The sequence below is a fragment of the Streptomyces sp. NBC_00250 genome (genome assembly GCF_036192275.1).
In the GTDB taxonomy this organism is placed as follows: Bacteria; Actinomycetota; Actinomycetes; order Streptomycetales; family Streptomycetaceae; genus Streptomyces.
On record NZ_CP108088.1, the window covers coordinates 8,168,704 to 8,189,270 of the forward strand.

General features: G+C 73.4%; 12 protein-coding genes. 3 read left to right on the top strand and 9 right to left on the bottom strand.

What is annotated here, in order from left to right:
• The first annotated feature begins 25 nt into the window (after positions 1–25).
• Both OG259_RS36940 and OG259_RS36945 read left to right on the top strand, forming a co-directional pair.
• Positions 26–4,795 (top strand): aminotransferase class I/II-fold pyridoxal phosphate-dependent enzyme, encoded by a 4,770-nt coding sequence (locus OG259_RS36940; RefSeq protein WP_328946219.1) that lies wholly within the window; start codon positions 26–28, stop codon positions 4,793–4,795.
• A complete protein-coding gene (locus OG259_RS36945; protein WP_328946220.1) occupies positions 4,795–5,622 on the top strand; it encodes a class I SAM-dependent methyltransferase in 828 nt (275 codons plus the stop codon). Before OG259_RS36940 ends, OG259_RS36945 begins: the two co-directional genes overlap by 1 nt.
• On the opposite strand, the gene OG259_RS36950 is transcribed toward OG259_RS36945, so the two are convergent.
• The 9 genes from OG259_RS36950 to OG259_RS36990 all read right to left on the bottom strand — a co-directional run bounded on the left by OG259_RS36950 (position 5,613) and on the right by OG259_RS36990 (position 18,388).
• Positions 5,613–6,893: a beta-galactosidase gene (locus OG259_RS36950; protein WP_328946221.1), complete on the bottom strand. Its 1,281-nt coding sequence runs from the start codon at positions 6,891–6,893 to the stop codon at positions 5,613–5,615. The two genes, OG259_RS36945 and OG259_RS36950, sit on opposite strands and share 10 nt — an antisense overlap.
• Positions 6,890–7,984, bottom strand: coding sequence for a glycosyltransferase family 4 protein (locus tag OG259_RS36955; RefSeq protein ID WP_328946222.1), 1,095 nt, complete (start codon positions 7,982–7,984; stop codon positions 6,890–6,892). The genes OG259_RS36950 and OG259_RS36955 overlap by 4 nt, the downstream gene beginning before the upstream one ends.
• Positions 7,971–9,662, bottom strand: coding sequence for an ArnT family glycosyltransferase (locus tag OG259_RS36960; protein WP_328946223.1), 1,692 nt, complete (start codon positions 9,660–9,662; stop codon positions 7,971–7,973). The genes OG259_RS36955 and OG259_RS36960 overlap by 14 nt, the downstream gene beginning before the upstream one ends.
• The gene (locus tag OG259_RS36965) at positions 9,659–10,531 is read right to left on the bottom strand and encodes a PIG-L deacetylase family protein (protein WP_328946224.1); all 873 of its coding nucleotides are present in this window, start codon (positions 10,529–10,531) and stop codon (positions 9,659–9,661) included. The genes OG259_RS36960 and OG259_RS36965 overlap by 4 nt, the downstream gene beginning before the upstream one ends.
• Entirely contained in the window at positions 10,513–12,357 is a 1,845-nt protein-coding gene (locus OG259_RS36970) for a glycosyltransferase family 4 protein (RefSeq protein ID WP_328946225.1), read from the bottom strand. Before OG259_RS36970 ends, OG259_RS36965 begins: the two co-directional genes overlap by 19 nt.
• Positions 12,354–14,888 (bottom strand): hypothetical protein, encoded by a 2,535-nt coding sequence (locus OG259_RS36975; RefSeq protein WP_328946226.1) that lies wholly within the window; start codon positions 14,886–14,888, stop codon positions 12,354–12,356. The genes OG259_RS36970 and OG259_RS36975 overlap by 4 nt, the downstream gene beginning before the upstream one ends.
• A complete protein-coding gene (locus tag OG259_RS36980) occupies positions 14,885–16,336 on the bottom strand; it encodes a glycosyltransferase family 4 protein (protein ID WP_328946227.1) in 1,452 nt (483 codons plus the stop codon). Before OG259_RS36980 ends, OG259_RS36975 begins: the two co-directional genes overlap by 4 nt.
• A 5-nt stretch (positions 16,337–16,341) precedes the next feature.
• A complete protein-coding gene (locus OG259_RS36985) occupies positions 16,342–17,091 on the bottom strand; it encodes a glycosyltransferase (protein ID WP_328946228.1) in 750 nt (249 codons plus the stop codon).
• Positions 17,092–17,611: 520 nt separating this feature from the next.
• Entirely contained in the window at positions 17,612–18,388 is a 777-nt protein-coding gene (locus OG259_RS36990) for a glycosyltransferase family 2 protein (RefSeq protein WP_328946229.1), read from the bottom strand.
• Positions 18,389–18,667: 279 nt separating this feature from the next.
• Here OG259_RS36990 and OG259_RS36995 point away from each other — a divergent pair, with 279 nt between their 5' ends.
• On the top strand, positions 18,668–20,509 hold the full coding sequence (locus OG259_RS36995) for a glycoside hydrolase family 15 protein (RefSeq protein WP_328946230.1): 1,842 nt from the start codon (positions 18,668–18,670) through the stop codon (positions 20,507–20,509).
• Positions 20,510–20,567: the final 58 nt, after the last annotated feature.

A 20,567-nucleotide genomic window follows, 5' to 3' on the forward strand; every position in this document is an offset into this window, starting at 1 on the left:
CGACCCGGCAAGGGGGCGGTCGACGATGTCGCTGCGCCAGCCGAACCGGCCGTTCACAGCGACCGGGTCACTGCGCCGATGGACCCTGGTGTACCTCGTGATCGTGGCCGGGCTGACGGCCGCCTACCTGCAGTTCCCCGAGCGGCACACCGTGCTGTGGGCACTCATCGGCCTCGGCGGCGTCGGCGCCATCCTCGTCGGCGTCCACCTCCACAAGCCGTCCCGGCGCTGGCCCTGGCTCGTGCTGGCCGCCGCCAACCTCGCCTTCGTGGGCGGCGACACGGCGTACAACGCGCTGGAGGCCTTCTTCGGCCAGACCAGGCCGTTCCCGTCCGTCGCCGACGCCCTGTACCTGGTCACCTACCCACTGTTCGCCGTCGGCCTGTTCGGCTTCATCCGCTACCGGGCCGTGGGTCGCGACCTCGGCGTCGTCCTCGACGCGCTGATACTCACCTCGGGCCTCGCCCTGCTCTCCTGGGTCAACCTCATCACCCCGCTGGCCAGGAGCGAGGAGATGAGCTGGACCGAGAAGGCCATCTCCATCGCGTACCCCCTCGGCGACGTGCTGATGCTCGCGATGCTCGCCCGGCTCCTCGTCCCCGGCGGCCTCAGATCCCGGTCCGTGCAGCTCCTCACCCTCGGCACCTGCGGCATCCTCGCCTCCGACGTCATCTACGGCACCCTCCAGCTCAGGGGCACCTGGCAGGTCGGCACCCCTTGGGACCTCGGCTGGGTCGTCTTCTTCACCGCCTGGGGGCTCGCCGCCCTCCACCCCTCGATGACCGGCCTCACCGAGCGCGCCCCCGAACCCGCGCCGCACGTGGCCGAGCGCCGCCTCGCCCTGCTCGCGGGTGCCTCGCTCGTCGCGCCCGCCCTGCTCCTCTTCCAGTCGCTGCGCCACGACCGGGACCAGGACATCGCCGTCATCGCGATCTTCTCGGCCCTGATGTTCCTGCTGGTCCTCGCCCGGCTCTGGGGCATGATGAACGACCACGGCAAGGCCGAGGCGCGCGAACGCAGCCTCCGGATGGCCGCCGCCTCCCTCGTCGCCGCGCTGAGCCCGCGCGAGGTCGCCGGCGCGGTGGAGACGGCGTCCGCGACCCTCTTCGGCCCCGGCACCGGGCACCGGGTCCTCCTGCTCACCCGGGACCGCAGCGGCGGCCTGAGCGGGGTGACCACCGCGAGCCACCCCTGGAGCTGCCGTACGGACGAGCTGACCCGCTCCCGGAGGACCGGGGCGACACCCGGTACGTCGACGGGGCCGAGCGGACCCCCGAGCGAATCGACCGGACCGACCGGGTCGACGACCGGACCAACCGGATCAACCAGATCAACCGGATCGATCGGATCAACGGGATCGATCGGATCGGCCGGATCTGCCCAGCCGACCACTTCCGCCGGTTCGGCCGGGCCGGACGCGCCGACCGGGCAGCCGGCCACCGAGCAGGGCCGCCCCCCGAACCGGTCGGCCCGTCCGTTCGCCGACCCGCCCCGGCACACCGCCGAACCGCCGCCGCCGCAGCCCGCCGCGACGCCCTGGCCCGAGAGCGTCTCCGACGGCACCCGGCTCATCCCCGTGACCCGGCTCGACCCGGCCGTCGCCGCGGAACTCGCCCCCGAGCCCTTCGCCCTGCTCTGCCCCCTGGAACTCCAAGCCCCGGCGGGATCCGAACCGCTGCTCGGCGTCCTGCTCCTGGCCGGCCCGGAGAAGAAGCTCGCCGAGATCTCCGGCCCCGCCCAGTCCCTCGCCTCCCAGGCGGCCCTCGCCCTCGAACGCTTCGCCCTCAGCGAGGAGGTCAACCGCCGCACCAGCGAGGCCTACTTCCGCACCCTCGTGCACAACACCTCGGACGTCATCCTCATCGTCGACGACGACGACACCGTGCGGTACGCCAGCCCCTCCGCCGAGTCCATGTTCGGCCGCTCCCTGCTCCCCGGCACCCCCCTCACCGACCTCATCTCCCCCGGGGACACGGCCGCCGCCCTGCGCGTCCTCTCCGACGCGCGCACCCGCGCCGTCGTCGACGCCCGCGACGACTGGAAACTGCTCCACGGCGGCTCCACCGACCTGGAGGTCGAGGTCCGCTGCAGCAACCTGCGCGACGAGCACACCGTGCACGGCCTCGTCCTCACCCTCCGGGACGTCACGGAGCAGCGGAAACTGGAACGCGAGCTGACCCACCGGGCCTTCCACGACTCGCTCACCGGTCTCCCCAACCGCGTCCTGCTCCTCGAACGGGTCGAGCGGGCCCTGCTCAGGGGCCGCCGCGAATCCACCCTGACCTGCATGCTCTTCGTCGACCTCGACGACTTCAAGGTCGTCAACGACACCATGGGGCACTCCGTCGGCGACGAACTCCTCGTCGCCGTCGCCCGCCGCCTCACCTCCGTCCTGCGGCTCACCGACACCGCGGCCCGGCTCGGCGGGGACGAGTTCGCCGTCCTCATCGAGGGCGCGCGGGAACCCCGCGACGCCGAGACCCTCGCGGCGGAGATCGTGCACACCCTGAGCCAGCCCTTCCACCTCACCGACGGAGCGGTCTCCGTGTCGACCAGCGTCGGCGTCGCGACCGTCCTCGACAGCGCCCACGCCGAGGAACTCCTCGGCCACGCCGACCTCGCCCTGTACGCGGCCAAGGCGGCCGGAAAGAAGCGCTGGCGGCTCTTCCACCCCGAGTTCCACTCCCGGCTCGTCGCCCGGCACGAACTCCAGGCGGGCATGGACACGGCCATCGCCGACCACGCGTTCGCCCTGCGCTACCAGCCGATCGTCGAGGTGCGTGACGGCGCCCCGGCCGGCCTCGAAGCGCTCATCCGCTGGCCGCACGCCCGCCGCGGCATGGTCCCGCCGGACCAGTTCATCGCCCTGGCCGAGGAGAGCGGCCACATCATGCCGCTCGGCGCCTGGGTCCTCGAACACGCCGCGCTCGACATCGCCCGCTGGCAGCGCGCCCGCCCCCGCAAGTCCCCGCTGTACGCCAGCGTCAACGTCTCCGCCCGCCAGTTCCGCGACCCGGGATTCCTCGAAGGAGTACGCCGCACCCTGCACTCCTCAGGACTCGCGCCCGGCTCCCTCGTCCTGGAGCTGACCGAGACCGTCCTGATGCGCAGGGACGCCCAGATCAGGACCACCATGGCCGCCCTCAAGGACCTGGGCGTCTCCATCGCCATCGACGACTTCGGCACCGGCTTCTCCTCGCTCAGCTACCTGCGCGAGTTCCCCATCGACGTCCTCAAGGTCGACAAGTCGTTCATCGACAACATCACCACCGACCCGCAGCAGGTGGCGCTGGTGGAGGGCATCGTGCGCATCGCCGACGTCCTCGGCCTCCAGGTCGTCGCCGAGGGCATCGAGCACGAGGAGCAGCGGGCGCTGCTCGCCGACATGGGCTGCCGGTACGGGCAGGGCTACCTCTTCGCCCGCCCCATGACCGCCCACCAGGCCGAGTCCTACCTCCACCGCGCCCCGCCGTCCGGCAAGCGGCCGCCCGTCCGTCCCGCCGTCCGCCCGGCCGCGAAGGCGGGGCGCCCCCCGCGCGCGTCCCGCTGGCGCGACCTCGAACACCTCCACCGCACCAGCCGGATGTGCGACGCCGTCATCGACGAGATCGACGGCCGCCGCATCAGGGTCGGCGACGACTGGCTCATCGACTTCGCCTCCTGCAACTACCTCGGTCTCGACCTCGACCCGACGGTCATCGCGGCGATCGAACCGGAGGTCAGACGCTGGGGCACCCACCCGAGCTGGTCCCGGCTCATCGGCAGTCCCCGGCTCTACCCCCGGATCGAGGAGCGGCTCACCGAACTCCTCGGCGCCCCCGACACCCTGCTGCTGCCCACCATCACCCTCATCCACCAGTCGGTCATCCCGCTCCTCGCCGGCACCGGCCAGGTCTTCGTCGAGGCGCAGGCCCACCGCACCGTGTACGACGGCTGTGTCGTCGCCCGCGGCCAGGGCGCCGAGATCCACCGCTTCCACGCCGAACGGCCCGACGAGCTGGAGGCGCTGCTCCGCGGCGCGCCCGCCGACGCGAGCCGCCTCATCTGCATGGACGGCGTCAACAGCATGACCGGCAACTTCCCCGACCTCCCCACCCTGGCCCGGGTCTCCCGCGAGAACGGTGCCCTGCTGTACGTCGACGACGCCCACGGCTTCGGAGTCATCGGGGAGCGGCTGCCCGGCGAGACCAGCCCCTACGGCTCTCGCGGCAACAGCATCGTCCGCCACCTCGGTGAGACCTACGACGACCTGGTCCTGGTCGGCGGCTTCTCCAAGGCGTTCTCCTCGCTGCTGGCCTTCCTCGCCGTCCCGAAGTGGCTCAAGGACCATCTCAAGGTGGCGGCGGCCCCGTACCTGTACTCCGGCCCCTCACCGACGGCCTCGCTCGCCACCGCCCTCGCCGGACTCGACGTCAACGACGAGCGCGGGGACGAGATCCGGGCCGGTCTCTACCGCAAGACGGCCCGCGTCCTCGGCCACGTCCGTGCCCTGGGCATCGCCACGCCCAACACCGACGGACTGCCGATCATCGAGATCCCGCTCGCCGAGTCCGACGACCTCGACGGCGTCGCCGCCTTCCTCTGGGAACGCGGCATCTACGTGACGCTCGCCTCCTACCCGCTCGTACCGCGCGACCGGGTCGGCTTCCGCATCCAGATCACCGCCGCCAACACCGACGAGGAGATCGAGGAACTCTGCGTGGCCCTCACGGCGCTCGCCGAACGCTTCCCCCTGCAACCGGCCGGCGCCACGCGCCCCGGCGCGCTCACCGCGGGCCGGACACCGGAGCCGTGATGGACTGGACCTGGCCGCGTTCCCGGGCGACCCGCCCGACCGGGCCGCGCCCGCCCGGCCGGGCCGCCGTGCGCCGCAACCGGGACGCCGACTGGGACGCCTGGCCCGTCTCCGACTACCTCGCCGAGAACTACCGCCGGCTCCACCCCTGCGACATCGACGTCATCCACCACCACGCCGCCGTCTACCGGCGATACGCCCCCGGCAGCCTGGCCCGCACCCTGGAACTGGGCGCGGGCCCCAATCTCTACCCCCTGATGCTCGCGGGCGCGGCGAGCCGCCGTGTCGACGCCCTCGAACCCAGCGCCGCCAACGTCCGCTACCTGCGCCACCAGCTCGACGAGGGCCCCGACGACACCTGGCAGCCCTTCTACGCGCTGTGCCGATCCCTCGACCCCGCCCTCCCGCCGGACTGCAAGGAGGCGCTGCGCCCGGTGCGGGTCGTGCCCGGCACCGTCGACGACCTGACCCCCGGCACGTACGACCTCGCCTCGATGAACTTCGTCGCCGAGAGCGTCACCGAGGACTTCGGCGAGTTCACCGCGGTCTGCGACACCTTCGTCCACGCGGTCAGGCCCGGCGGACGCCTCCTCGCGGCGTTCATGGAACACATGCCGAGCTACCGCATCGGCACCGGACCCGTCTGGCCGGCCTGCCCGGTCGACGAGACCGCCCTGCGGGCCGTCTTCGCACCCCGCACCACCGGCCTGCGGATCGCCCGGGTCGCCAAGGACCTCACCCTGCCCGACTACGGGGACACCGGCATCCTGCTGCTCACCGCCGAACGGCCCGGCACCACGGCCACCACCCCGGCACCTCAGGGGTGACGCCGGATCGTCTCCGCGTAGTCCTCCAGCGAGGAGCCCGGCGTCCCGTCGTACAACTGTCCGTCGAAGGCCCACATCAGGCCCTCAAGACCGCAGGACGCCATCTGCCGGTACGCCGTCTCCGTCACCCCGGGCCGGTACGGGGACACCTGCGGCCCCGCGCTCTCCCCGGTCAGCCGGGTGAAGCCCGCGCTCCGCGCCACCGCCACCACCCAGCGCGCCGAGGACCAGTCCCGCACCCGCGCGTCGTTCGGGGCGGCGACGTCCGTCCTCGCGTCGGCGGGCGAGCAGCCGTTGTCCACGGGGTCGCCCGTCCCGTCCACCAGGGCGGTGGTGACGATCCGTACCGTGTCCCGGTGCTCGACCAGGGGGAGCGTCAGGAAGAACCCGGCGCCGCGCGCGACCAGCCGGACCGACGGCGAGTCGACGAGCCGGGCGTCGACGGCCGCCCGCAGGTCCGAGGGGTAGAAACCGGACCCCGGGATCAGAATCTTGAGAGCTCCCTGGTACCCGAGCGAGGCGTACAGGTCGAGCTGCCAGTTCACCGCACCGGCCAGCTTCCCGACGTACCAGTCGTACCAGTGCGCCACCTGCTCCCGGGTGAACGGCCTCCCGTGGTACGTCCGTTCCCCGGGCCGCCACCCCGGGTACGGGCTGCTCTCCTGGGCGTGGCTGTCGTACGCCCAGAACTCGGCGGGACCGTCGCTCTCCGACAGCGGGCTCGGATAGGCGAACTCGCCGCTCTCGTTGACGCCGACGCGGACCGCCCAGAAGTTCTCGAAGCCGATCAGGCGGTCCACCGCGCGCGCGTACTCGGCGATGTGTTCCCGTACGGGCTCGCTGAACACGATGTTCGGGACGCGGGTGGACCGCTCGCCGTACTGGTTCACGTAGACCGATTCCGGGAAGGCGTCCGGCAGCCAGGACGGCGGATGGTTGAGACCGAGGCCCGCCTCCACCCGCAGCCCCGCCCCGCGGAAGGCCTCGATCCGGTCGCGTACCTCGCGCGCGTACTCCTCGTCGTACACGCCCTGTTCCGGCTCCAACCTGCCCCAGTCGATCTGGAGATGGGCCACCCGGATGCCGTGCTCGTACTCGGTGCGGGCCCGGTCCGGATCGGTCTGGAGCGTGCCGTACCAGTACCGCTCCGGCTTCGGCTCCGGGGCCTCGTGCCGCAGCACGCCGAACGCCCCCACCAGCAACAGCAGCACCGCGGCCACCGCGAGCGCGGCTGTCGCCCCCCGGGACCCCGTCCACCACAGCACCGTCATGACAGCAACTCCCGGTACAGGGCCGCGTACCGGGCCGCGAAACGCTCGGGACCGAAGTGGTCCTCGACGAGCGCACGGCCCCGGTCGGCGAGCACGTCCCAGGAGCGCGGCTGGTCCAGCAGCCAGGCCAGCTGCTGCCCCGTGCGGCGCGCGTCGCCCGCCGGGGCCCGCAGCACCGCGTGGCCGAAGTCGGCGAACTGGGGGAGGTCGCTGAGGATCGCGGGCCGGCCCGAGGCGAGCGCCTGGAGGACCGTGAGCGGGATGTCCGCCTTGCCGCCCAGCACGGCCGGCGGGAACAGCAGCACATGGACGGTGGCGAGCAGCGCGTGCATGTCCTCGACATAGCCCCGCACCTCGAAATCCGTGAGCCCGGCCGCGCCGGCCCGCTCCCGCAGCGCCTCGTCGAGCATCGCGTTGTCCTGCCCCGGGCGTCCGCGCATCGCGAGCACGAGGCGGAACCTGGCGCCCGACCGTACCGCCTCCGCCGCCGCGTCGATCGCCGTCTCCGCCCCGCCGTGCGGATCGTGGTGCCCCGCGAACAGCACCACGGGGAATCCCTCCGGGCGCGGCAGGTACGGCCAGGCGTCCAGGCCGATCATGGGCGGGACCACCCGTACGTCGCCGAAGTTCGCGGCGCGCAGGCGACGGGCCATCGACTCGGACAGGGCGACCGTCGTCCCCAGCGGCCGGATGTGCTTGAGGAAGCGGGTGTGCATCACGCCGGGCACGGTGTGGATGACAGGCCGCCCCCCGAGCAGCAGCGGCCGCAGCCAGGAGAAGGTCGGGAAGGTTCGGCCGACGGTCAGGAAGGCGTGCACCAGGTCGACCCGGCGGGCCCATGCGGCCCCGGCGAGCGCGGACTGCACCCGCTCGGGAATGTGCGGCACCCCGTCCCGCGAGAGGATGCGCACGGGCCGCCCGCGCTCCGGTGGGGGCTGCCGGCGGCCCGGCCACTGGGAGAACCAGACGAAGTCGAAGTCGGGCAGCGTTCCGAGGACGTCGGCGGCGAGCCGCACGTCACAGCCTTCCGCCCCGTCCAGCGGGCTGCTGGTCAGGAGGAGGACGCGGGGCCGCCGCTCACCCTGGCGCATCGCCGACTCCCGCCACGGGGAGCGCCGGACCGGGCGCGCCGACCGTGGAATCCGGTGTCGCGACCACCGGCCCCGGCGCCGGGAGCAGCGGCCCCGTCACCGTCGACCCCGGCACGGCGAGCGCGGTCACATCCGGTCCCGGAAGCGTCGACGGCAGCCGGTACAGGGCCAGCGTGCCGTACGTGGGACCGTCGAAGGCGAACACCGGCCGCAGTCCTTCCGTGAGCCGCTCCACCTCCGCGAGCGAGGAACGGCCGTACCCCTGCTCGATGACCCGCCACGGCACGACGAGGTAGGCGGCACCGTTGTCGTTCCGCTCCTCCGGCGTCACCCAGTGGCCGAGCCGATAGGTGTCGTTCAGCGCCCAGTTCGTCACACCGCGGGTCTGCTGCCCGTCCACCGTGACGATCGCGCTTCCCGCCGGCACATGGGTGAGCAGATACGCCCGGAGCCGCTCGAAGCCGTCGTCGGGCGTCCACCGGTCGCGGGCGTACACCGCGGCGGGGGCGGCGAGCAGCGCCACGAGGACGCCGCACGCCACGAGCCGGAGCCCGGGCCGGTCCCGGGAAGGCATCGGCACGGTGACCGCGAGCGCCACCAGGTTCGGCACGAACAGCAGATACAGGGCCTGCTCCTCCAGGGTGCCGATGGCGAGCGCGTACCCCAGGGTGACGATCGCCGAGGCGTGGAAGAGCGCGAGCAGCCGGTACACCGGCTCCTTGCGTCGCAGCAGCAGGAAGAGGGCCACCGGGGTGAGGGCGAGCAGCAGGTACGTGCCCGTGTACCCCGGGAGTTCGTCGAGGAGTCGGCCCGCGAGCGAGGGGGTGCCCTCCGCGTTGAAGCCGGTCTCCTGCACGATTCCGAGCAGCCGCCGCACGCCGGAGGTCTTCGCTTCCCAGAAGGCGTCGAAGTGTCCGAAGCCGGCCACGAGGGCGAGGTACACGGCGTACGAGGCCACGGTCACCGAGAGGGTCAGGGCGACCAGCTTCCGGGGCGGGCCCCAGCCGAGGAGCAGGGCGGCGAGCAGCGGCAGCACGGTGATCAGTACCGCGTGGTCCTTCGTCAGGATCGCCAGTCCGAGGAACAAGCCGGCGAGCAGCGCGCGGGCCCGGGGCCGACCGGGCGGATCGGGCCGGGTGAGCCCCACCAGGGCCAGATAGCCCGCGAGGATCCACACCATCGTCCCGGTCTCCAGGAGCACCCGGTTGTTCTGCCGGATGCAGAACTGGTCCAGGGCGAACAGCAGGCCGGCGACCGCGCCCGCGCCGCGTGACCGCACCCGGGCGACGAGGAACACGATGAGGGCCGCGGTGACCCCGGCCAGAAGTGCGTTGAGCACTCGGGAGGAGTGCACGCCCGCGATGACGTCGGAGTGCTCGCCGACGAGCTTCATCCAGCCGGCCTCCACGTAGAAGTAGCCGGGCGGGTGGAGGAAGAACAGTCCCTCGTCGGTACGGGGGAAGCCGCCCGCGGCGGCGCTGTCGCCGAGCCGCCGGTAGATCGACTCGTCCACGAACAGGTCGCCCGCCCGGCTGATCTGGATCAGTCGCAGGGCGACGGTGAGCAGTGCCGCCCCGGCTGCGTAGACCACGGTCGGCACGGGGCCGCGCCGCGCGGCCCGGACGGGTGTCGTCGGTCCGGTCCGGGGGGCCGTCGGAGCGGTGCGCGGAATCGTCACGACACGCCTCCGGCGGTACGGACCCCGATGCCGGGGCCACGCGCGGGGGCCGGCTTCGTCGCCGTCCATCCCGTCTTCGGCAGCAGGTACACCTCGGGTACTCGCGGGATGTTCCCCTCGGGGAACAGCGCGTCGGCCTGGGTCCCGTAGCCGCGGATCAGTTCGGCCTTCCGGTCGAGGCCCCGCTCCCAGCCACGGGCGACGAGCCGGTTCCGCCCGCTGAAGCGGGCGTCGGGCGCGGCGTGCTGGTTGTACGGGAAGTCGCTGTAGTAGACGACACGGCGGCCGCTCCGCTCGGCGGCGGTGCGGACGAGGACGTGATCGGCGTGCCCGCCCACGCCCAGCGGGGCGAGGACCAGGCCGCCGGAGGAGCCGGGCAGCAGCTCGTCGACGGTGGCCGCGACCGCGCGCAGCGTCTCGGCGTCGTGCGGGGAGACCCTGCCCCGGGACAGGTGCAGCCGGTACGTCGGATACACATGGGCGACCTCAGGAAGCAGTCGGGCGAGCCGTGCCGTGCCGCGTCGTGGGCGCGGCAGCCGCCGGAACAGGCCGTCGACCAGACCGACATGGCGGCAGTGGACGTCGAGTCGCTCCAGGACCCGCCGGTCCTCGGCGCGCCGTTCGGCGAACAGCTCCTCCGCGTCGTCGGCGCCTGTCTGCTTCAGGTACTGGCGGGCTGACAGGGTGTACGGCGGTGGCGTGGCCTCCGTGAACAGCGAGGCGACCGTCACGGGCGCCCGTCGCCCGTCCCAGCCGAGCAACCCGCCGCAGGACAGGACGGCGTCGTCCAGGTGCGGCGACAGCACCAGGATCGGGGTGCCCGATCCGACGACGGTCCGGACGAAACTGGTCAGCGGGTCATCAGCCATGACGCACCCCTCTTCCTCGGCCGCCGTGGGGAGGCGGGAGTGTCCAGAAGCCGGTGGGCCAGGGCCAGGTAGCGGCCCGTCATCTCGTCCCACGTGTAGTGCTGCGCGGCGAGCCCGCTCCGCCGCCCCAGCCGGCGGCGGAGCGCCGCGTCCGTGGCCAGCTCGCTCATCCGGTCCCCGAAGGCCGCCACGTCGAACGGCGGTGCGGCCACGTCGCCGCCGTCCCTCATCCAGCGCAGCGCGGGCAGGTCGAAGTGGAGGACGGGCTTTCCGTACGACATGCCTTCGAGGGCCACCAGGCCGAAGGTCTCGTGGCGCGAGGGCATCACCAGGAAGGCGCAGTCGCGCAGGAGTTGGCACTTGCGCTCCTCCTCCGCGTACCCCACCCAGTGGATCCGGGGCTCCGGACCGTGAGTGTGGGCGGCGACGAGCGCGGCGAGCCGACGTTCCTCGGCGGGGGTGCCGCTGCCCGCGAGCAGCAGTTGCAGCGGCGGCGCGGCCCGCTCGTACGCGTCGAGCAGCAGGTCGAGGCCCTTGACCCAGGTGTCGATCCGGCCCAGGAACAGGATGAACTGCCCTGCCCCGAGCCCGGTCTCGTCGAGGAGACGCTGTTCGACTCCGTTGGCGATCACCTGCACGTCGGCGCGGGGGCTCAGCCGCCGGACCACCGACCCGTCGGCGGGGTTCATCACCACGATGTGCCGGTAGCAGCGCAGCCCGAGACGCTCGACCAGGAAGAAGGGGATGTGGTAGCGCCGCCACAGGGCCTCGGCGCTGCGGCCCTGGTCGATGCCCACGACGGGGGCCGCCGTCGTCAGGGGGAGGAAACTCGTCGAGAACGGGGGAGTGAAGCTCTCCAGCCACAGGTCGTGCCGGATCCGGCGGGCCACGAGCGGCAGCAGCGTCAGGAACAGCAGCTGACCGGCGCGCGGCCCCACCCGGCACACCGGCAGCCGGACGTAACGGATTCCGTTCCGCTCCTCGGTGCCGCCGCTCCGGCCCGCCGTCACGACGGTCACCCGGAAGTCCTCGGCGAGCCGGTGGGCCACCTTGCCGATGACCAGGGCGCCGCCGCCCCGGTAGGCGGGGTTCTCGGCGTCGTCGTAGATGGAGACCACCACGTGCCGTCGTCGCGGCCGGGCCTCGTCGCGGGCCCGCTCCCTTGCGCCCGCGCGTTCCCGTATCTCGTCGACGATCCGGTCGAGCGCCGCGGCCGCCACCAGGGACGGAGCCCGTTCGCCGTCGAGCCGTGCGATCCGCGGCAGCCGCCGCGACCAGCTGCGGTAGCGGGCCCACCAGACGGTCGGGGGACCGGCGATCTCCTCCCAGCCCCGGCCCCGCAGCGTGTCGGGCCCGGTCTCCACGAGCAGCGTCAGAGCGTAGCGGTCGGCGATGCGGCGGAAGACGGACGCCGCCGCCGAACCGGCCGGCAGGTGGAACTTCACCAGGCCGTCGAGCGGCCCGCGGTCCGTCAGGACGACGGCCTCGCCGCCCCGCGCGTGCCTACGGGCCCGCAGCCCGGCGACCGTGATGCGGGCCGCCAGTTCGCCCGCGTCCAGGAACGCGTGGGCACGGCGCAGCCGGGATCCCCGGCGCTCGGGATCCGTGGCGCGCCGTGCCCACCCGTCCCCGCCCGGTTCCGCCTCATCCCTCACCCGCGGCGGAACCGGGAACCTGCGGCACAGGAAGCATCCGTAGCAGTGGAGGCTGACGACCGTGAGGCCGCGCTCCCGGAGCAGTGTCGCGACCCTGCCGACCAGCGAGGACTTACCGGCGCCGTCCGGTCCGGACACGGCGACGAGGAGAGGGCCTCGTGAGGTCGTCATGGCACCCGCCTCCGCAGTCTCTTGGTCATCACGAGCGGCACCCGGAGGGATGCCTCGCGGGTCGCGGCGCGCACCCGGCCCTCGCCGAAGAGGTGGCCGGAGTGTTCGGCGCCGACGCGGAGCGAGGTCCGCACGGGGAGGGGCAGCGGCAGCGGGACGGACTCGCCCCGGTCGAGCCGCGCCATCGCCTCGACGGCGACGGCGAGCGCCTCGCGACCGCCCGCGCACCAGCCTTCGCGGGCGGCCTCGCGGCGTGCCTCGGCCACGACGTCGGGGTGGAGCAGCGACCGCAGGGCGAGGAGTTCGGACAGGTCCAGGGTCAGGTTCTGGAAGAGAGCGTGCGCCAGCCAGATCCGCAGCCGGTCGGAGGGGCAGGGGGTCAGCCAGGCGTAGTCGTCGGTGCGGACCTCGACGTGGCCGTCGGGCCGGCCGTCGACGGGCCCGTCCGGGTGGCCGCCGGGTCGGCCGTCGACGGGTCCCTCCGGGTGGCCGTCGGCGTGCTCGGGCCGCTGCGCGCGGGCGAAGAGCCGGTCGGTCGGCACCACCTGCACCCCGAACCACGAGACCGATCCGTGCAGATGCGCCGCCGGGCCGTCGGGGGGCTCCAGGAGCACCTTCGTCGAGCGTTCCAGCCAGTACGTCGTGCGGTGCGCGTACCAGCCGTCGAGCGCGGCCTGCGCCGCCCTCAGCCTTCCCGGGGGCACCACCAGGTCGAAGTTGCCGTACACGTAGTCCCCCGCCAGATCGGCCTTGATCAGGACGGTCGGGATGCCCGCCGCCCGCAGCCGGTCCGTGGACTCGACGAGGTTCCGCCGGAACAGCCCGGTCGCGCTCTCCACCTCGGTGAGCGTGGCCGCGAGCTGACGGGGGTACGCGCGGGCCAGCCGGCCCTCGACCTGGTTGCGCCGGGCCGCGGCCAGCGCGCCGAGCAGCTCCTCGTCACCGGCGGGCCGGACCCGGTCCCGCCAGACGGCGTCGACGAGAAGCGGCACGGCACGCTCGTCGTGGACCGCGGCCCGGGTCCCTCGCGCCCCGCCCGGGGGCGTTCGCGGCTCCGGTTCGGGCTCCTCGGCCGAGCCCTCGCCCGGACCGTCCCGCGGGTCTTCCGCGGGCTCCGGGACGGGCGCGACGCGGCGCTGCCCGAAGAAGCGCCACAGGGCGACCACCGAGACCGTCAGAGCGACCACGAACCAGACCATGGGGTACGGCCGGAGCAGCGCGAGTCCCGCGGCGAGCGCGAGCAGCGGCAGCACGACCCGGCTGAACGACCGCTCCGCGACCCCGAACCCGTGCCGGCGGGAGTGCCGCACGGCGAGCAGGACCAGGGCGGCGACCGTCCCGCACAGCCCGCCGATCGCCATCCCGAGCACACCGCCGGTGACCCAGCCGGACACCAGGGCGGTCACGTACAGGCCGAGGCCCACGAGCAGCGTCCGCAGACAGCCGTAGTCGTTGACCGCCTGGGCGAACGTCACGAGCAGGGCGAGCGCGCCGAGCGCCAGACCCGACGTGGCCGTGCACGCCATCAGGGTGGAGACCATCGAGTACCCGTCGGGGAAGATCCGCGCGAGCAGCCCGCCGGGAACCGTCGCGGCCACCACGGTCAGGGGCAGCGCCACGGTCAGGTACATCCGGAGCGCGCTCGCCGTCAGCGGGTCGCCCGACCGGCGCCGGGAGAGCGCGGGCAGGAACGCGATCGAAACGGCCCCGGCGAGGAAGAGCGGGACGCGGCCGAGCATGACCGCCGCCTGGTAACTGGCCGCCGCCGCACGGTCGGTGGGCAGCATCGCGACCAGGACGATGTCCATGGCCGCGAGCAGCGCCACCACGCCCTGGAGCGAGGCGACACCCGATGCCCGGCGCCACAGCTGGCGGTCCGCGCTCACCGACCGCCACGCGCGCCGCGGCCCGCCGCGGAGGCGACGCGGCCAGAAGAACACGTACGGCAGGACGGCGATCCCGAAGGCGGCGAGGGCGCCCGTCTCGCCGAGGCCGAGCGCCCACACGAAGAACAGGCCCACGCCGAACTTGAGCGCGGCCTCCACAGCGGTGAGGACCGCGAGGGTGCGCAGACGTTCGCTGCCCTGGAGCCAACCCGCGGTGACCCGGGTGATGTAGATGGCGAGCGTGGAACCGGCGATGACGAGCGTGGTCGGCGTGCTGGCGAACTCCATCGCCACACAGCCCACCGCGAGCGCCGCGACGGTGCCGCCCGCGATGGCCGTGATCACGGCGAAGCGGACCGCCTCGCCGCGCTCCGCGTCCGAACCGGCCCGCGCGAGGGCCTGGGCCAGCATCCAGGGAACGGTGACCACGGCGACCGCCGCGGTGCACACGACGAGCCCCTGGCCCGCGGCGAAGGTGGCGTACCCGGAGACGTCGAGGAGCCGGGTGAGGACCAGGGTGTACGCGTAGTTCAGCGCGCCGACCAGCACCACCGCGGTGGCGATCCAGCGCGCGCCGTGCACGGCCGTGACCTCGTCCTGGAGGGCGGCGGCCGGCCGCTCCGCGACCCGCTCGGCGGCGGTCATGGCTGCCGCCCGGGGGCGGGGTCCGGTGCGGACCCGTCGCCAGGTTCCGTCGCACCGAGCAGGACGTCGTGGCCGTTGGCCAGGGTGATGTCGGCCTCCGCGACGTCGAGCCGGCGCAGCGCGCTCAGGGCCCGTACCTCGTCGCAGCCGTGGAGCAGCAGCCGGAACGCGTCACCGTCGCGGTGCCAGGCGTCGGTCTGCCGCAGGGCGGTGCGCACCGCGTGTTCGGTGGCTTCGGGGTCCGCGGAGGTGAAGCGGGTGACCACGGACAGATCGTTGGCCGAGCGACGGGAGCGCCGGTGCCGGCGGATGCGCTGGAGGTCCTCAAGGACGACCTGGGCGAGCCGTTCGGCGCTGGCGTCCCAGGAGAAGGCGGCGGCCCAGGCACGGCAGCGGGCCGCGCTCAGCGACCGCGCGTCGGGTGTGGACAGGGTGTCGAGGGCGGCGGCGACACCGGCCGCCAGGTCGGCGTCCGGGTCGAGGAGCCACCCGTTGACGCCCGGCCGGATCGCGTCCCGCAGCCCCGGCACGTCGAAGGCGAGGGCGGGGGTGCCGACGGTGTTCGCCTCGATGACGGCGAGCCCCCAGCCCTCGGCGACCGACGGCACGACCGTCAGCCACGCCCGGTGGAACAGCTCCTGCTTGCGCTCGTCGGAGACGTAGCCGTGGAACTCGACGGCGGACCCGATGCCGAGACCGGCCGCGAGCTTGCGCAGCGACTCGCTCTCCGGCCCGTCCCCGCAGAGGTCGACGCGCAGTTCCGGCCACCGGCGCTGGAGCGCGGGCACGGCCCGCAGGATCAGGTCGACCCGCTTCTGCGGCACCAGACGGCTGACGACGGTGAGCGCCGGGACCGCGGACCGCCGTCCGGTGGGGGCCGTGAGCGCCGGGCGGGGGCGCCCGTTGGGCACGATGTGGATGGGGTTGCCGAAGCCGAGTTCGCGCCGGGTGCCCTCGCGGGTGGAGGGCGACACGACCACCACGGGCCGACCCCGGTAGACGCGTCGGCTGACCTGCTTCTCCAGGACCCGCCCCACGGCGTTCATCGGCCACCGGAACCGCGTGTCGAACTGGTGCTGGTGGACGTGGTGGATGACGCAGATGTCGGTGGTCCAGCGGGGTGTGAACAGCGGGGAGAAGAACGGGATCCCGTTCTGGAAGTCGACCACGGCGTCGTACGCGTGACGGTTCCGCAGCAGGTGCGCCGCGGCCGCCGCGTACACGCCGAAGGTGCCGCCGCGGCGCACGACGCGGATCCCGTCGCGGTACTCCCGGGCACGCGAGCCGGGGTACCGCGACGAGACGAGGGTGACGTGGGCTCCGGCCGCCGCGAACCGCCGGGCGATCTCCCAGCAGTACGCTTCGGCTCCGCCCGCGTCGGGGTGTGCGGGGTCGCGCCAGTTGAGGAAGGCGATGTCGGTACGGGCGAGCCGGTCGAGAGCGGTCATGTTCATCACCGGGCCAGCGAGATCCGCAGGAGATCGGCCATCGAGCGCAGACCGTCGCGCCGTGCCGAGAACGTCGAACCGGGTACGTCGTGCCAGACCACCGGCACTTCCACGACGTCCCGCCCGGCCCGCACCACACGGGCGAGCAGCTCCACGTCGAAGGCGAAACCGTCGATGTGACAGTCACGCACGATCGCGTGGGCCAGCGGACCTGAGAAGAACTTGAACCCGCACTGGGTGTCCGCGACTCCGGGAAGCGACAGATGCGCGAGCGTACGGAACATCAGACCGCCGCCGCGCCGCAGCGCCGACTGCTCCACGTCGAGGCGCGCGCCGGGCGCGTGGCGCGAGGCGATGACCGCCCCGTGTCCCGCCCGAAGCAGCTCCATCACCTGGTCCAGGGTCTCGACGGGCGTGGCGTTGTCGGCGTCGGCGAAGCCGATGTACCGGGCGGAGGAGGTCTCGATGCCGCGCCGGACCGCCGCGCCCTTGCCCTGGTCGCTGCACCCGATGGCGTGGACCGGGACGGGGGAGCCGGTGAAGCGCTGCAGGACGTCGAGGGTGCCGTCGGCACTGTTGTTGTCGACCACGACCACCGCCGAGGACCAGGGGCGCTCGGCCAGGAAGTCGACCGTGGCGGCCACGGTCGAGGGCAGCCGGCGCTGCTCGTTGTAGGCCGGGATGAGCAGTTCGAGGTCGACCGGCGGACGGACGAGCCGGCGGGTGAGCGGTGCGGACGCGCGGGCTGCGGCCATCACGCCTCGCCTCCTCGGGGGAAGGCGCGAGGCGCGGGGCGCACGGGCGCGCGGCGGATCGGTGCGGGGACGGGGCGGTGGTTACGGGTCTCGCCCGTGGGTGGTTCGGACGGTCCGTCCGGTCCGGATGGTCCGGCTGGTCCGTCGGAGCCGCGGGCTCGCCGCGCGGTGCGGGTGTGAGCCGTACGGGCGCGTCGCCTGCGGCTCGCCCCCCGGGGCCTGCACGTCCGGCTCCGGGGCGGAGGGACGGCGGCGGCGATCCGGTCGGCCGCCCGGCGTGCGGGGTGGGCGACCGGTCGGTGGGAGGGGCGGCAGAGTGAGCGGCGCCGGGCATCGGCGAGGGGCCAGTCGGTCATCCGCCGCAGGGGGTGCGGTACGGATGCCACCGGCGTTCGGTTGAGGGGGTTGGAGGTCACGACGAGCCTCTTCCGGCAACCGACCCTGCCGAGGGTGTGCGCTCAGGGTCTGCTTTGTTCTGAAATGTGCTCTTCCAAGCGTTAGCACCGTTCGGGGTGATTCGTCAACCTTGGGAGCTGTGCGAACGCCGCCGGTGTGCGAGCCGCGACAGGGCGTTGTGCGGCCGGTCGTCGAGGAGCGTGCCGAGGATGCGGGCGCCGTCCCGGATCGTGCGGGGGTGCGAAGGCTCGTGCAGGCGCGGCAGTTCGAGACTGGGCACCTCGGCGACGCGCAGGCCGTAGTGCAGGGCGTGCGTGACCAGTTCGGCCCCCAGTTCGACACCGTCCTCGCGCAGGTCGAGGAGGTCCACGAAAGAGCGCCGGAACGCGCAGAACCCGTACCAGAGATCGGTCAGGTGCTGGCCGTACAACTGGCGTGCGACACGCAGCAGCGCGCGGTGTCCGAGCCGTCGCGAGAGCGGATAGTCGGCGAAATCCCCGCCCGCGATGAAGCGTGACCCCTTGACGAAGTCGTAACCGCTTTCCAGGTAGTGCAGGTAGTGCGGGATCTCGTGCGGGGACATGCTGCCGTCGGCGTTCATCAGCACGACCAGATCGCCGGTCGCCGCGAGCAGCCCCGCGTGCGGAATGTCGCCGCGGGAGGCGTCCCAGGCCCCGAGTCCGCGCACGGTCAGCCCGCTGCGCGTCCGTCCGTTCCCGGCCGGCCCGCCGACCAGGACCACGTCCCCCACGGTCGACGGCACTTGGTCGAGGAGCCGGTCGAGCGCCGGCTGCGGGTCCCCGCCGCCGGGGCGGACCGTGAGGACGAGACTCACCGTCCGCGTGCCGGCGCCGGGCGCGCGGTCGGTCGAGCGGCGCAGGGGATGCGAATCGCTACTCATGGGTACGGCTTCGTCGGTACGGCCTTCGTCCATGCGGCCTTCATCGGTGCGGCCTTCCCTCGCGGGGAACCCGCGGTCCGCGGAGATCCCGCGTTCTTCAGAATCCTGCCCCGGCGTGATCCCGTCAAGAATTGCCGACGAGAGCCGGAAGAATATGCGGGCGCTCGTGAAATGATTCCCGACCGGCCCGCTCGTGATTCCCTGACGGGCTTTCGGTCGCGATCCGTCGAATCCCCGGCCGGTCCTGCAGGGGATTCTCATAAGGCATACAATCCGTTCATGGCAGGGCGAATTGAAGACTACGCCCTCGTCGGTGACCTGGAGACCGCCGCGCTCGTGGGGACCGACGGGTCCGTCGACTGGTGGTGCGCGCCCCGCTTCGACTCGCCCGCGTGCCTCGCGGCCCTCCTGGGCGATCCGGGGCACGGCCGCTGGCTCCTCGCCCCCGTCGGCAGGACCCGCTGCACGCACCGGAGTTACCGGGGCGACACGCTCGTCCTCGACACCGTCTGGGAATCCCTCACCGGAACCGTCCGGATCACCGACTTCATGCCCCCGCGTTCGCCGAGCGAGGACGCCCCGCGCATCGTCCGCGTGGTCGAGGGAATCGCCGGACGCGTCGACGTACGAAGCGAGTTGAGGGTCCGCTTCCACCACGGCAGCATCGTGCCCTGGACCCGCTCGGTCGACCGCCGTACCGTCGCCTGGGTCGCCGGACCCGACGCCGCCTACCTCTCCTGCGGGCCCGGCCTCGAACCCGTCGTCACCCCGGACCGCACCACCGTCGAGTTCACCGCCACCGCCGGCCGGCGGGTCGCCTTCGTCCTCGGCTGGCGCCCCTCGCACACCCCCGCGCCCGTCGCGGCCCCGCCGGCCGACATCGACGCCGCCCTCACCCGTACCCTCGCCTTCTGGAACGACTGGGCCGCCGCCCTCCGCTACGAGGGGCCCGCGCGCGAGGCCGTGATCCGCTCCCTGCTCACCCTCAAGGCCCTCACCCACGCCCCCACCGGCGGGGTCGTCGCCGCGGCCACCGCCTCCCTCCCCGAGTCCATCGGCGGGCAGCGCAACTGGGACTACCGCTTCTGCTGGCTGCGCGACTCCACCTTCACGCTCTCCTGCCTGCTGCGCGGCGGCTACCGCAGAGAGGCGCTCGCCTGGAACGACTGGCTGGTCCGCGCCGTCGCCGGCGACCCCGCCGACCTCCAGCCGCTGTACGGGGTCGAGGGCCAGCGGCGGCTCCCCGAGACCTACGCCGACTGGCTCCCCGGCTACGAGAACTCACGGCCCGTCAGATTCGGCAACGCGGCCGTCGACCAGTTCCAGCTCGACATCTACGGCGAGGTCCTCAACACCGTCTACTCGGCCGTCCGGGCCGGGGTCGCCCTCGACGCCACGGCCTGGGCCCTGGTGGCCTCGCTCCTGGAGTACCTCGGCAAACGCTGGCAGGAACCGGACGAGGGCATCTGGGAAGTCCGAGGCCCGCGCCGCCACTTCGTCCACTCCAAGGTCATGGCCTGGGTCGCCGCCGACCGCGCCGTCCGCCTCGCCCGGGTGGCCGGGCTCCGCGGCTCGCTCAGGCGCTGGCAGTCCCTCCGGCGCGAACTGCGCGCGGAGGTCTGCGCCCGGGGCTGGAGCGACGAGCAGCAGTCCTTCACCCAGTACTACGGCGGCCACCAGGTCGACGCCACCGCCCTGCTGATCCCGCGGCTCGGCTTCCTCCCCGCCGACGACCCCCGGGTCCTCGGCACCGTCCGGGCGATGGCACGGCTCGACGACCACGGCTTCCTGCGCCGCTACGGGGACGTCCGGGACGGCGGAACGCACGACCTCGACGACTTCGGCGGCACCGAAGGGGCCTTCGTCGCCTGCACGTTCTGGTACGCCGACGCACTCGCCATGACCGGCCGCCCCGACGAGGCCCGGGCCGTCTTCGAGCGGGTCCTCGACGTCCGCAACGACGTCGGCCTCCTCGCCGAGGAATGGGACCCGGTGGCGGGCCGCCAGCTCGGCAACATGCCGCAGGCGCTCAGCCATGTGGCCCTGGTGAACACGGCGTTCACGCTGTACGGGACACGGCGCCACGACCGTACGGCGAACCGCCATCTCGCCGTGGCGTGACGGTGCCCCCGGCCGGTGGCCCGCCGGCGCCCGAGCCGGGACGCCCGGTCCCGCCGCC